Annotated in this window: 11 protein-coding genes; 3 read left to right on the forward strand and 8 right to left on the reverse strand. The window is 74.4% G+C overall.

What is annotated here, in order from left to right:
- Positions 1 to 6: 6 nt before the first annotated feature.
- Together FB476_RS08735 and FB476_RS08740 are read right to left on the reverse strand one after the other, a co-directional pair.
- Positions 7 to 549 carry a PH domain-containing protein gene (locus FB476_RS08735; protein ID WP_141818415.1) on the reverse strand — a complete coding sequence of 181 codons (543 nt, stop codon included), beginning with the start codon at positions 547 to 549 and terminating at the stop codon, positions 7 to 9.
- 4 nt (positions 550 to 553) lie between these two features.
- Positions 554 to 1,759: an acetyl-CoA C-acetyltransferase gene (locus FB476_RS08740; protein WP_141818416.1), complete on the reverse strand. Its 1,206-nt coding sequence runs from the start codon at positions 1,757 to 1,759 to the stop codon at positions 554 to 556.
- Positions 1,760 to 1,938: 179 nt separating this feature from the next.
- Between FB476_RS08740 and FB476_RS08745 the strand changes: the two genes are divergently transcribed.
- Positions 1,939 to 4,299, forward strand: a complete 2,361-nt coding sequence (locus tag FB476_RS08745; protein WP_170233583.1) for a cell wall-binding repeat-containing protein — start codon at positions 1,939 to 1,941, stop codon at positions 4,297 to 4,299.
- A gap of 7 nt (positions 4,300 to 4,306) precedes the next feature.
- Here FB476_RS08745 and FB476_RS08750 read toward each other — a convergent pair whose 3' ends face one another.
- The 6 genes from FB476_RS08750 to FB476_RS08775 all read right to left on the reverse strand — a co-directional run bounded on the left by FB476_RS08750 (position 4,307) and on the right by FB476_RS08775 (position 11,299).
- Entirely contained in the window at positions 4,307 to 7,219 is a 2,913-nt protein-coding gene (locus tag FB476_RS08750; RefSeq protein WP_141818418.1) for a DEAD/DEAH box helicase, read from the reverse strand.
- Positions 7,220 to 7,228: 9 nt separating this feature from the next.
- On the reverse strand, positions 7,229 to 8,122 hold the full coding sequence (locus tag FB476_RS08755) for a diacylglycerol/lipid kinase family protein (protein ID WP_141818419.1): 894 nt from the start codon (positions 8,120 to 8,122) through the stop codon (positions 7,229 to 7,231).
- Positions 8,119 to 8,943 (reverse strand): twin-arginine translocase subunit TatC, encoded by an 825-nt coding sequence (tatC, locus tag FB476_RS08760; protein WP_238329632.1) that lies wholly within the window; start codon positions 8,941 to 8,943, stop codon positions 8,119 to 8,121. The genes FB476_RS08755 and tatC overlap by 4 nt, the downstream gene beginning before the upstream one ends.
- 18 nt (positions 8,944 to 8,961) lie before the next feature.
- Positions 8,962 to 9,237, reverse strand: coding sequence for a Sec-independent protein translocase subunit TatA (gene tatA, locus FB476_RS08765; RefSeq protein WP_141818420.1), 276 nt, complete (start codon positions 9,235 to 9,237; stop codon positions 8,962 to 8,964).
- 65 nt (positions 9,238 to 9,302) lie between these two features.
- Positions 9,303 to 10,289, reverse strand: a complete 987-nt coding sequence (locus FB476_RS08770) for a helix-turn-helix transcriptional regulator (RefSeq protein WP_141818421.1) — start codon at positions 10,287 to 10,289, stop codon at positions 9,303 to 9,305.
- A complete protein-coding gene (locus FB476_RS08775; RefSeq protein WP_141818422.1) occupies positions 10,286 to 11,299 on the reverse strand; it encodes a helix-turn-helix transcriptional regulator in 1,014 nt (337 codons plus the stop codon). The genes FB476_RS08770 and FB476_RS08775 overlap by 4 nt, the downstream gene beginning before the upstream one ends.
- A gap of 79 nt (positions 11,300 to 11,378) precedes the next feature.
- Here FB476_RS08775 and FB476_RS08780 point away from each other — a divergent pair, with 79 nt between their 5' ends.
- The gene (locus FB476_RS08780) at positions 11,379 to 12,488 is read left to right on the forward strand and encodes a DUF3866 family protein (RefSeq protein ID WP_238329633.1); all 1,110 of its coding nucleotides are present in this window, start codon (positions 11,379 to 11,381) and stop codon (positions 12,486 to 12,488) included.
- Positions 12,489 to 12,550: 62 nt separating this feature from the next.
- The gene (gene glsA, locus FB476_RS08785; RefSeq protein WP_141818424.1) at positions 12,551 to 13,495 is read left to right on the forward strand and encodes a glutaminase A; all 945 of its coding nucleotides are present in this window, start codon (positions 12,551 to 12,553) and stop codon (positions 13,493 to 13,495) included.
- Positions 13,496 to 13,511: the final 16 nt, after the last annotated feature.

Here is a 13,511-nt window from a genome sequence, read left to right on the forward strand (position 1 = left end):
CGACCCTCAGCCCCGGCGGCGGGGCGGCTCGTTGGGCGGCCACTCGCCGTCGTCGGAGCCGTCGTCGTAGGAGTAGAGCAGCTCCTGGAGGCGGACGTGCACCTGCTCCACGCGCGGGACGTCGTGGAGCACCATGCCGGCCTTCTCGGTCGCGTCCGAGACCACGAGGGTGCCGCAGCCGAGCAGCCTGTCGAGGAGATCCTTCTCCAGCGAGATGTCGTTGATGCGGTGCAGCGGGATGTCACGCCCGCGACGGGTCAGGACGCCGTAGCGGTGGCTGACCCGGCGGGTGGTGACGGTGAAGCTCTCGGTGCTCCAGCGCAGGACGGGCACGCCGACGAGCCAGGCCGCCAGCACGAGGGCGACGGCCCCGGCGATCCACATCGTCAGCACGTAGGCGTCGCTGTCGCGCAGGAACCACCACAGGACGGTCAGCACGAGGACCAGCACCAGCGCCCACAGGGCCGCCCCCACGAGCGCCTTGGGGTGGGTGCGCAGGCGCATCACCACCTGCTCGCCCGCGGTCAGGTGCTCGTCCTTGAGTCCCATCTGGTCAGACCACCCTCTCGAAGACGGCGGCCAGCCCCTGGCCACCTCCGATGCACATGGTCTCCAGAGCGTAGCGGCCCTCGCGCCGGTGCAGCTCGTAGGAGAGGGTGGCGAGCATGCGGGCGCCGGTGGCCCCGACCGGGTGGCCCAGGGAGATGCCCGAGCCGTTGGGGTTGAGCCGGTCCCAGCTCGCCGGGTCGGTCATGCCCCACTCGGTGAGCACCGCCAGCGCCTGGGCGGCGAAGGCCTCGTTGAGCTCGACGAGGTCGAGGTCGTCCATGGTCAGGCCGGCGCGCTCCAGCGCCAGCGCGGAGGCCGGCACCGGCCCGATCCCCATCGTCTCGGGCGCGACGCCCGCGACGGCCCACGAGCGCAGGGCGACCAGCGGCGTCAGCCCCTTGGCCTCGGCGGTCTCGCGGGTGGTGACCACGCACAGCGCGGCGGCGTCGTTCTGCCCGCTGGCGTTGCCCGCCGTGACCGTCGCCTCCGGGTCCTGGCGTCCCATGATCGGGCGGAGCCCGGCGAGGGTCTCCAGGTCGGTGTCGGGACGGATGTGCTCGTCGGCGTCGACGACGACCGGACCCTTGCGGGTGGCGACGGTGACGGGGGCCAGCTCCTCGGCATACCGGCCCTCGGCCTGCGCGGCCGCGGCCCGCTGGTGCGAGCGCACCGCCAGCTCGTCCTGCGCCTGGCGGGAGATGCCGTAGTCGCGGCGCAGGTTCTCGGCCGTCTCGATCATGCCGCCGGGGATCGGGTGGCGGTCGCCGCCCGCGGTGGCCCGGGCCCGCGCGAGCCGGTCCTCGAGCTCGACGTTGCCCCGCACGCCGCGACGCAGCAGCGCGTAGTGCTCGACCTGGCTCATCGACTCGGCCCCGCCCGCGATGACGAGGTCCGCTCCCCCGCTGGCGACCTGCGCCGCGGCGGTGAGCACGGCCTGGAGCCCGGAGCCGCAGCGGCGGTCCAGCTGCATGCCGGGGGCCTTGTCCAGCCCGGTGTTGAGCGCGAGGATGCGCCCCAGGGCGGGGATCTCGCCGCTGGGGTTGGCGTTGCCGACCACCACGTCGTCGACGTCGCCGTCCTGCAGCCCGGTCCGCTCCAGCAGGGCGGTGAGCAGCTGCGTGCCCAGGTCCGCGGCGGACAGGTCGGCCAGGCTCCCGAGGAAGCCTCCGACGGGGGTGCGCAGGGGCGAGCAGATGACGATCTCGGACACGGTGCATGCTCCTTCGGGTCGGCCGGGGCCAGCCTATCCCCGGCCTCGGTAGACTCCGGTGGGAGCATGTTCCGACAGGGCCTGGCTCGCTAGCATCGACCAGTGCGGCCCGGCTCGCCCGGGCCGGGCGTGGGGACCACGGAGCAGGGCCGTGGCGGGCACGCGGAAGGGGCAGGGCAATGACGCGACCCATCACGGGCGGAAGGCGCCGTGGCGCGGTCCTCGGCCGCACCCTGGCGGTCCTGTGCGCCGCCACGCTGGTCACCGGGGCTGCCTCTGCCGCACCCCTCGCGGACCCCACCGCCGAGGCCCGCGCGAAGATCCGCCCCGACGTCACCGCCGAGCTGAAGGGCGGTGAGCGACCTACCGTGCTCGTCCGCTTCGCCGAGCGCCCCGACCTCACCGCCCTCGCCGAGATCGACGACTGGGCCGAGCGCGGCAGGGCCGTCCACCGGGCACTCGTGGACACCGCCGAGGAGAGCCAGGCCGAGGTGCGCGAGCTGCTCGAGGCGGAGGGGCTCGACTACACGAGCTTCTTCATCACCAATGCGCTCGCGGTGCCCGGCGATCCCGACCTCCTGACGGAGATCGCCCGGGACCCCGAGGTCGAGGGCGTCTATCTGCAGGCGTCCTACGAGGCTCCCGAGCCCACGGTCGAGCCGGCCGCCCTCGCTCCGGCCGCGGCCGCGTGGGGCGTGGCCGACATCAACGCCGACGACGTCTGGGCCCAGCACGGCGTGACGGGCGAGGGCATCGTCGTCGGCAGCATCGACACCGGTGTGGAGCACACCCACCCGGCGCTGCGGCGGCAGTATCGCGGCACGCAGCCGGACGGCTCGTTCTCCCACGACTACTCCTGGTTCGACACCAGCACGGCGCGGGCCACGTCCCCGTGGGACGGTGACGGCCACGGCACGCACGTCGCCGGCATCATGGTGGGCGACGACGGGGCCGGGGCCCAGATCGGGGTCGCCCCCGGCGCCCGGTGGATCGCCAGCAACGGCTGCTGCGCCAGCGAGGTCACCCTTCTTGCCTCGGCGCAGTGGATGCTGGCGCCCACGACCCGGACTGGCACGCAGCCCCGCCCCGACCTGCGCCCGCACGTCGTGAACAACTCCTGGGGCACGACCGGCCCCTCGACCAGTCCGTTCCTCGTCGACGTCACGCGGGCCTGGGAGGCGGCCGGGATCTTCGCGGTCTTCTCCAACGGCAACTTCGGCAACCGCTGCCAGACATCCTCCTCCCCCGGCAGCCTGCGGGCCAACTACTCCGTGGGCGCCTACGGGGCGGACCACTCGATCTCGCTGCTGTCCTCCCGCGGCGCCGGGGAGGGCGGCGAGACCAAGCCCAACATCGCGGCGCCCGGAGTGGCGGTCGTCTCCTCCGTCCCCGGCGACGGCTACGCCACCTCCAGCGGCACGTCGATGGCCGCGCCGCACGTGTCGGGGGCCGTGGCCCTGCTGTGGTCGGCGGCGCCCGAGCTGCTCGGCGACGTCCAGGCCACCCGGCGGTTGCTCGACGGGTCGGCGGTCGACAGCCCCGACCTGCAGTGCGGGGGCACGCCGGGCGACAACAACGTCTTCGGCGAGGGCCGGCTCGACGCGCTCGCGCTGCTCCAGACCGCGGGCGTCGGACGGCGCGACCTGCTGCGGGTCTCGGGGCCCGACCGCTACCGGACCTCGGCCGCGGTGGCCGCGCGCTTCCCCGCCGGGGTCGACACGGTCGTGGTCGCGGCCGGCCACGACTTCCCCGACGCCCTGGCCGGCGCCGCGCGGGCCGGGGGCACCGGAGGGCCCGTGCTCCTGTCACGGCCCGGCTCGCTGCCGGCGGAGATCGCCACGCAGCTGGCTCGGCTCGATCCTGCGCGGGTCGTGCTGGCCGGCAGCCCCGACGTGCTGTCCACCGTCGTGGAGCAGCAGGTCCGCACCCTGCTGCCGACGGCCGAGGTGGTGCGCCGCGCGGGGGTCGACCGCTACGCCACGGCGGCCGCGATCGCCGCCGACGTGCCCACCGCGACCCGGGTCGTGGTCGCCGGCGGCACCACCTATCCGGACGCCCTCGCGGGTGCCGCCCTCGCGGCCGACACCGGCTCCCCCCTGCTGCTCGTCCGGCCCACCGGCGTGCCCGCGGTCACCCTCGCCCAGCTGGAGCGCCTGGCCCCCACCGAGATCGTCGTGCTCGGCGGCCCGGGCGCGGTGTCCGAGGACGTGGTCGCCCGGCTGCGGTCGCTCGACCCGGCACCGCTGGTGCGACGCATCTCGGGCGGCGACCGCTACGCGACCGCGGCCGCCGCGGCCGAGGACCGGGGCACCACCTCGACCGACCTGGTCCTGGCCGGGGGGCAGGCCTTCCCGGACGCGCTCTCGGGGGCCGCCCTGGCCGGCGCGACCGGGGCACCGTTGCTGCTCACCCGTCAGGACCTGCTGCCGTCCGCCACGGCGCAGGCGCTCGGGCGTCTCGACCCGGGTCGGGTCGTCGTGCTCGGCGGCGAGCTGGCGGTGGGCCGCACCGTCCTGCAGCGGGTGCGCCAGCTGCCCTGAGGAGCGCTCAGTCGAGCCGGTCGGCCGCCACCACGCCACGGAGGATGGCGTCCGAGGCCCGGCGGGCGGTCCTGGTGATCGCCGGATCACCGGCCTGGGCGATCTGGCCCAGCAGGTCGACCACCTGCTTGCACCGGCGCACGAAGTCGCCCGCCGACATACCTCCGTCGCGCAGCACCTCGTCGAGGCCACGTCCGGAGGCCCACCGGTGGACCATCCAGGCCAGGCCGGCGTCGGGCTCACGGTCACCCTCGAGCTGGTGCGCGCTCTTGCGGGCGGTGATCTCCCGCCAGATCGCCCCCATCTCGCCCAGCGCCTCCTCGACGTCGACGGTGGGCATGCGCGGGTCGATGATCTCGTCGCCCCGCGACTCGTGCACGAGCGCGGAGACGACGGCCGCCAGGTCCGCCGGCCCCAGGCGGGCCCAGGTGCTCCGGCGCAGGGACTCGGCGACGACGAGGTCCAGCTCGGTGTAGATCCGGCGCAGCCGCTCCCCCTCCAGGGTGACGGACCGGCCGTCCGGGCCCAGGTAGCCCAGCTCGGAGAGGAGGTCGCAGATCCGTTCGAAGGTCTTGGCGACGGTGTTGGTGCGCTCGGCGACGCGCCGCTGCAGGTCGTCGGTCTCCTTGCGGAGCTGCCACCAGCGGGCCGCCCACCGGGCGTGCTCCTCGCGGTCGGGACAGCCGTGGCACGGGTGCGCGGCGAGGCGGCGCCGCAGCTCCTCCACCTTCGCCTCCCCCGAGCCGGGCCCGAGGGAGCCCGCGTCCCGGTCCTGACCTCGTGCACCGGCGCGGCCGGGCAGCGGCTCTCGCACCGTCGACCGCATCGCGGCGGCCAGGTCCTTGCGTGCCTTCGGGCTGCGGGCGTTGAAGTGGCTGGGCACCTTGAGCGTGCCGATGACCTCGGGCACGTCTTTGAAACCGGCGATCGTCAGCTGCTGCAGGCTGCCGTTGGAGGTGAGCACGGAACGCTCGAAGGAGGCCCGGTTGCCGCGGGTCGGCAGCACGACCGCCATCGTGCCCTTGCGCCCGCCCTCGAGCTGGATGACGTCGCCGACGGAGAGCTCCTCGAGCGCCTGGCCGATGTCGGCGCGCCGCTGCGCCTGGCGGCGCCTGGCCTGCTTCTTCTCCAGCTCGGCCAGCTCGTGCCGCATCCGGCCGTAGTCGCGGAAGTCGCCGCGGTCGCACTGCATCGCCTCGTCGTAGCCCTCGAGGGCCCGCAGGTTGTCGCGCACCCGGGTGGTGAGGCCGACGACGGAGCGGTCGGCCTGGAACTGGGCGAAGCTGCTCTGCAGCAGCTCGTGGGCGCGCTCGCGGCCGTACTGCGCGACGAGGTTGACCGCCATGTTGGAGCTCGGCCGGAAGGACGAGCGCAGCGGGTAGGTGCGGGTCGAGGCCAGACCGGCGACCTCCATGGGGTCCACCCCGCGGCGCCACAGCACCACGCCGTGCCCCTCGACGTCGATGCCCCGCCGGCCCGCCCGGCCGGTGAGCTGGGTGTACTCGGCCGGCGTGACCGGCGCGTGGGTCTCGCCGTTGAACTTCACCAGCTTCTCCAGCACCACGGTGCGGGCGGGCATGTTGATGCCCAGCGCGAGCGTCTCGGTGGCGAAGACCGCGCGCAGCCGGCCGTGGGTGAAGAGCTCCTCGACGATCTCCCGGAAGAGCGGGAGCATCCCGGCGTGGTGGGCGGCGTAGCCGCGGGCGAGGCCCTCGACGAAGTCGTGGTAGCCGAGCACCCCGAGGTCGGCCGGGTCCACCTCGGCGGTGCGCTCCTGCACGAGGTTGCGGATGCGGCGGCCCTCCTCCTCGGGGACGAGGCGCACGCCCCGCGCCAGCAGCTGCTGCACCGCGGAGTCGCACCCGGCCCGGCTGAAGATGAAGGTGATCGCCGGGAGCAGGCCCTCGCGGTCCAGCCGGTCGATGACCTGGGCCCGGCTCGCCGCCCCGCCGGGCAGCGCGCCGCGCTCCCCGAAGGGGACGGCGTCGTCGCCCCGTGGCCCCCGGTCGGAGACCGGACCGCGGTCGTCCCGGCCCCGGCCCCCGCGGCGGGGACCCGCGGGACCGTGGTTGGCGTAGCGTCCGCGCACCGAGCCGCGCCGCCCCCGGGGCGCACCGGCGTCCTCGCGCGACCAGCCCGAGGAACGCTCCGCCTGGGCGATGCGGTCGAGCAGCTCGGGGTTGACGCGCGTCGTGCCGTCGCGACCGGCGGGCCCGCCCTCGGTGACGAAGAGGTCGTAGAGCCGGGTGCCGACCATCATGTGCTGCCACAGCGGGACCGGCCGGTGCTCGGCCACGATCACCGCCACCGAGTCCTCGTCGTCCTCCCCGCGCCCGCGCACCGAGCGCAGCCAGTCGCCGAACTCCTCGGCGTTGCTCACCGTCGCCGACAGCGAGATGACCTGGACCGACGGGGGCAGGTGGATGATGACCTCCTCCCACACCGCGCCACGGAACCGGTCGGCGAGGTAGTGGACCTCGTCCATGACCACGAAGCCGAGCCCCTGCAGGGTGGGCGAGGCGGCATACATCATGTTGCGGAGCACCTCGGTCGTCATGACGACGATCGGCGCCTCGCCGTTGATCGAGGCGTCGCCGGTCAGCAGGCCGACCCGGGAGGTGCCGTGCCGCTCGACGAGGTCGTGGTACTTCTGGTTGGAGAGCGCCTTGATCGGGGTGGTGTAGAACGCCTTGCGCCCCGTCTCCAGGGCCAGCGCGACCGCGAACTCGCCCACCACCGTCTTGCCCGCGCCGGTGGGCGCCGCGACGAGCACCCCCGCGCCGTCCTGCACCGCCTTGATCGCCTCGAGCTGGAAGTCGTCGAGCTCGAAGCCCAGCGACTCGGCGAACCGTCCCGCAGGTGTGCTGGCCCAGGCCGCTCGGGCGCGGGACATGGCGTAGCGCTCTGCGGGGCTGGACATGCCTTCAGGCTATGCCAGGGGCGGCGCGATCACCTGCAGTGACGACGGGCGCACCGTGACGGTGAGCGGCAACGGACCCAGCGGCTCGCCGTCCCCGTGGGCGAGCACGTCGCCCGGCCCCTCGATCCGGACGGAGGCGGCGCGCACGACGTCGACCTCGGGGAGCTCGGGGTGGCGCCCGGCGCGCACGGCCGCGAGCACCCGCAGTGCGTCGAGGGGCCCGACCGGCCGGACCACCACGAGGTCGAGCAGGCCGTCGGCCGGGTCGGCGTCCGGTGCGATCTGCAGGCCGCCGCCGACGAACGCGAGGTTGGCGGCGACCACGACGTAGGCGTCGAGGTCGCGGCTCTCGCCGTCGATGGCGAGGCGGTAGTGCAGGGGCTCCTGGCGCGGAAGCCGGGCGATCTCGACCAGCGTGGCCACGGTGTAGGTGGCGGGTCCGAGCCGACGGGGCAGCAGGGTGGCGCGGTGGGCGATGCGCGCGTCGAGGGCCCCGAGGACGTTGGTCAGCACGGAGCGGTCGAGCTCGGGGACGTGCAGCGTGTCGAGGGTGCGCGGTGCCCCGTGGAGGAGCACCTCGAGCGAGCCCTCCGGGCGCAGGGGTATGCCGAGCGCGCGGGCCGCGTCGTTGCCCGTGCCCGCGGGCAGGACGGCGACGGCGGTGCCGGTCCCGGCGCACAGGTCGGTGGCCAGGCTGACGATCCCGTCACCACCGGCGACCGCGAGCACGTCGACGCCGTCGGCGACCAGCGCCCCGCAGGCAGCCCTGGCCTCCTCCAGCGTGCCGGCGGTGACCTCGACCACCTCGTGGCCGGTGGCCCGCAGTCGGGTGACCGCCCTGGCTCCCAGCTCTGCCGCTCCCCCGCGCCCCGCACGCCGACCGTGCGCGACGGCATACCTCATGACAGGGGGGTGGCCTGGTCCGGCGAGAGGCCGGCGTAGCGGTCGGCGGGGTCGTCGCCGCGACCGCGGCGGCGCCGCTCCAGGAGGAAGGCCGTGCCCACCGCGCACCAGTAGAGGAAGAACACCGGCGCGGCCATCGCGAGCATCGTCCAGGCCGACGGGTCGGGTGTCATGAAGGCGGAGAAGACGAGGATGAGGAAGAGCGTGATGCGCCAGCTGCGCAGCATGTTGCGTGCCGACAGCACACCGATCTGGTTGAGCGCGACCAGCACCACGGGCAGCAGGAACGCCAGCCCGAAGGCCAGCATGAAGAAGAGCACCAGGGAGAGGAACTCCGCCATGCCGGGCAGGTTGCCGACCCCCTCGGGCGTGAAGCCGAGGAGGATCGCCACCAGGCGCGGGAAGGTGTAGGAGGCGAGGCCGGCGCCGGCGAGGAAGAGGGGGATGCTGACGAAGAAGTAGGCCAGCGCGACCTTCTTCTCCTTAGGCCTCAGGCCCGGCAGGAGGAAGGCCCAGATCTGCCACAGCCAGATCGGGCTGGCCAGCAGGATGCCGCTGAAGATCGCCACCTTGAGCTGGGTCGCGAACGGCTCGGTGATGTTCTGGAAGCGGAGTGCGACGAGCTCGTCGCCCCGCTCCTCGGCGACGGCCTGCACCGGGGCCGCGATGACGTCGACGATGTCCTGGTAGAAGTACCAGCCCACCGTCGAGAGCACCGCGATCGCGATGCAGGAGATCAGCAGGCGGTTGCGGAGCTCACGGAAGTGCTCCCCGAGGGACATCCGGCCCTCGGGGTTCTGCTTCTTCCTCGCGCGCGCCATGGACGACAGCGGCGGCGGTCAGGCGCGCGGGGTGCCGTCGTCGCCGCGCTCCTGGAGGCGGCGGTAGTCCTCCTGCGCGGTGTCCTGCGAGCCGGACTCGAGGGTGCCGGGCGTCGCGTCGTCGGCCTTGCGGTCCTTGCGGGCCTCGTTGTCGTCCTTCATCTGGTCGACCTCGGACTTGAAGACCCGCATGGACTCACCCATCGAGCGCGCGATGTTGGGCAGGTTCTTCCAGCCGAACAGCAGGACGAAGGCGATGATCAGGACGACGACGTGCCAGATCTGGATGCGCATGGTGGGTGTTTCCCCTTCGCGAAGGACGGTGGCGGCCGCGGGCGGTCGCGTATTCGCCCGTCAGTCTAGACCGGCGCCGGGTCGTCTCCCGCCGACGCACCGTCGAGCGCGGCGCGCGCCTGGCGCACCACCTCGGCGACGACCTCGGGCGGGCCGACGACGCGCACGCCCCCGCCCTGGCGGCGCACCAGGCGGTGCAGCCAGCGGGGGTCGCCGACGCGCATCTCGACCTCCAGGCGGCCCTCGTCGAGCTCGGTGACCGACTCGACCGGGAAGCTCTCGGCGACCCACGCGGAGGACGCCTCCAGGTGCAGCGTGACCGTGAGGTCGTCGGGCGAGCCGAGGAAGGCGCCCCGGCTCAGGTCGCGCTCGGGGAGGTCGGCCGGCGGGGTGGACGGCGCGTCGAGCACCTGCAGGTCCTCGACGCGGTCGAGCCGGAAGAGGCGGACCCCGCGGGCGCGGTGGCACCAGCCCTCGAGGTACCAGCGGCCGTCCACGGACACGACCCGCAGCGGGTCGACGTCGCGCTCGGTCGTCTCGTCGCGGCTCGCCACGTGGTAGCGCAGGTGGACGCGCCGACCTTCGGTCAGCGCCCGGCGCACGGAGGCCACGAGCTCCTCGGGCAGGCTCGGCTCGAGGTCGACGCTCACCTGGCCGGCGGCGCCGGCGGCGTCGCCCGCGGCCTGCTCGAGCTTGGCCAGCGCGCGCTCGACGGCGTCGCTGCGTGCCAGACCGGGCGTGTGGGCCAGTGCCCGCAGCGCCACGACCAGCGCCAACGCCTCGTCACGCCCCAGGCGCAGCGGTCGGGCGATGGTGTCGGCGTTGGAGACGAAGACCTTGCCGCCCTCCCACTGGGCGTCGATGAGGTCGTCCGGGTAGTGCCCGGGCGTGCCGCAGACGAAGAGGACCTGCAGGTCGTCGACGACCTGCTGCTCGCTCACGCCGAGCTCCGCGGCGGCGCTGGCCAGGTCGATGCCCTGGCGGTTGAGGAGCCAGGGCACCATCGTCAGCAGGCGGGACAGGCGCGCGGTCGCGCTCTCGAAGGTGCTCACGCGCCCTCCTCCTCGTGGGCCGCGACGACGGCCTGCAGCAGCTCGGTCACGCGGGCGGCCAGCTCTGGCGGGTCGACCACGCGGACCTCCGGCCCCGCGGCGGCGACCTCCTCGGCCAGCCCGCGCAGGCTGCGGATCGTCACCGCGAGCACGTCCCAGCCCTCGGGCGCGGCCGGGCCGTCGACGACCTCGGCACCCCGGCGCAGCGACCAGGCGGCACCTTCGCGGACGAGCAGGCGGGCGGTGCCGCCGGGCGGGGCCTCCTCGCCGGAGGAGGCACGGATCATGGCGAGGGCGTCGTGGTCGGAGGGCACGTCATACCCCCCGGGCCGGCCGGCCCGCCGTGGCACCCCGCTGACGCGGTCGAGACGGAACACGCGTGGCGCGTCGCGGTCGAGGTCGTGGCCGGTGAGGTACCAGCGGCCGTGCCAGCTGGTCAGCGACCACGGCTGCACGTGCCGCTCGGCGAGGTCGCCGCTGCCGCCGCGGTAGTCGAAGCGGATCGGGGCGCGGGAGAGCACGGCGTCGCGGACGGGCTCGAAGGCGGGCTCGTTGGTGCGCAGCAGCGGCTCGATGCCGGCGACCGAGGACTCGTCACGGACCACGCCCGCCGCCTCGAGCTTGCGCATCGCCTGGGCCGCGGGGCCGGCGAGGCTCGCCTGGCTCCAGGCGCGGCTGGCGAGGCCGATGACCGCCAGCTCGTCGGGCTCGAAGGCCAGCTCGGGCAGGGCGTACTCGCGCTGGTCGATGCGGTAGCCGAGCTCGTCGTCGAAGAACGGGTCGATCGGCTCGGTCCGCAGCGGGATCCCGAGGGCGCGCAGCTCGTCCTTGTCGCGCTCGAACATCCTCTCGAAAGCCTCGTCGTTGTCGCTGTAGGCCGGGACGGCCTCGCGGATGCGCGCCTTCGACAGCGGCTGCCGCGTCGAGAGCAGCGCGATGACGAGGTTGAGCAGCCGTTCGGTCTTGGCCGCCGCGGGGCTGGGCCCCTTCGATGCCGCGCTCTTCGCCATAGGCAGGCACGCTACAACACGCGCTGGACACCTGTGCGATAACCCACGGCTGCGCGCCGCGGTGACCTACCCTCGTCCCGTGATCCAGTGGCGTGAAGGCACCGTCGTCGAGGTGCTCCCCGGCTGGCCGGGGGTCGAGGCGGTGTCCGTCGAGGTGCCCGACCTCGGCACCGTGCGCGCCCTGGCCTATCCCGACGTGGTCGGCACGCCGGTCGTCGGCGACCGGGTGCTCCTCAACGTCACCGCGCTCGAGCGCGGGCTCGGCACCGGTGGGTATGCCGTGGTCGTGGCGGTCCCCGACCGCCCCGCGGCCTGGCCCGACCGGGCGGACGACGACGCCGGCCACCTGGTCAAGGCCCGCTACACCCCGCTGCAGACGATGGTGCTGGGCGCCGACGACCCCGAGGGCGCCCACCACGCCCGGCTGCAGGACGCCGACGACGTCGAGGGCATGCCCGTCGTCGCGGCCGACCTGCACTCGGCGCTGCCGGCGGTGCTGGCGGGGATCCGGATGGTCCGCCCGACGGCGCGGGTCGTCTACGTCATGACCGACGGCGGTGCGTTGCCCGCGGCCTTCTCGCGGACGTGCGCCGAGCTGCGGGTCGCGGGCTGGCTGGCCGCGACCGTGACCGCCGGGCAGGCCTACGGCGGCGACCTCGAGGCCGTGACGGTGCACAGCGCGCTGCTGGCCGCCCGGCTCGTCGTGGGCGCCGACGTCACGGTCGTCGCCCAGGGCCCGGGCAACCTCGGCACCGGCACCCGGTGGGGCTTCTCCGGCGTCTCGGCCGGCGAGGCGCTCAACGCCGCGGCCGTGCTCGGCGGTCTGCCGGTCGCGGCGCTGCGGGTGTCCGAGGCAGACCCCCGCGAGCGTCACCGGGGCCTCTCGCACCACAGCGCGACGGCCTACGGGCGGGTGCTGGCCCACCCGGCCGACGTGCCCGTGCCGACCGGCGCGACCGGGCGGGCGTCGACCGACGAGTGCCTGGTCGCCGTCGCGCGCCAGGTGGAGGCGCTGGTCTCCTCCGCCCCGCACCTGCGCCCGCTGCCCGTGCCGGTCGACGGGCTGCTGGAGGCCCTCTCCCAGACGCCCGTCCCGCTGCGCACCATGGGCCGCGGCCTCGAGGACGACGCGGCGGGCTTCCTGGCCGTCGCGGCCGCGGGCGTCCACGCCGCGACCGCGCTCGGCTGAGCGGCTCGCGCACCGGGACGCGTCACCTCTCCCCCGCCGCGTCCCGCCCCTAGGGTGATCCCGTGCCGAGCGACGACGACGACCTCACCGCCTACCTCGAAGAGCTCCTGGAACGGGTCCGCGACCAGGACGACGGCGAGCCGCACGAGCTGCCGGTGCATGCCGAGACCGACCTCGACCGCCTGGCGGTCGCCGTGGTCGACGTCGACGGCCGGGTATGGAGCGCCGGCGACGCCGAGCACCGTTACCCCATCCAGTCGATGAGCAAGGCGGTCGTCTACGGCCTGGCGATCGACAGCGTCGGGATGGACGAGGTGCTGCGCCACATCGACGTCGAGCCCTCGGGCGACGCCTTCAACCGGATCAGCCTCGACGACGGGTCCAACCGCCCGGCCAACCCGATGATCAACGCCGGTGCGCTGACCGCCCACGGCCTGGTCGCGGGTGACGACGCCCCGCACCGGTTCGAGCGCGTCAAGGAACTGCTCTCGGCGATGGCCGGGCGCGAGCTGGAGGTGCTCGAGGAGTGCTACCTCCAGGAGATGGCCGACGCGCACCGCAACCTGGGCATCGCCCACCTCGTCAAGGCCCTGTCGGAGCTGCCTGACGAGCCGCACGACGTCGTCGAAGGCTACACGCGCCAGTGCGCGCTCGAGGTGAGCACGATCGAGCTGGCGCGCATCGGCGCCACCCTGGCCAACGACGGGATCCTGCCGGGCACCGAGGAGCGCGTGCTCAGCCCGCAGGCGACCCGGCACGTGCTGTCGGTGATGCTCACCTGCGGCATGTACGACTCCGCCGGCGACTGGGTCTCCACGGTCGGCATCCCGGCCAAGAGCGGGATCAGCGGCGGCATCCTGGGCGCGGTCCCCGGTCGCCTCGGCATCGCGACCTACTCGCCCCGGCTCGACGGTCACGGCAGCTCGGTGCGCGGGATCCTCGCCTTCGAGGAGATGACCGTCGACCTCGACCTGCACGTGCTGCGCCCCCGTCACCGCGACGGGTGACGGGGGCGCTCGCTGC

The sequence above is a fragment of the Ornithinimicrobium humiphilum genome (genome assembly GCF_006716885.1).
Lineage (GTDB): Bacteria > Actinomycetota > Actinomycetes > Actinomycetales > Dermatophilaceae > Ornithinicoccus > Ornithinicoccus humiphilus.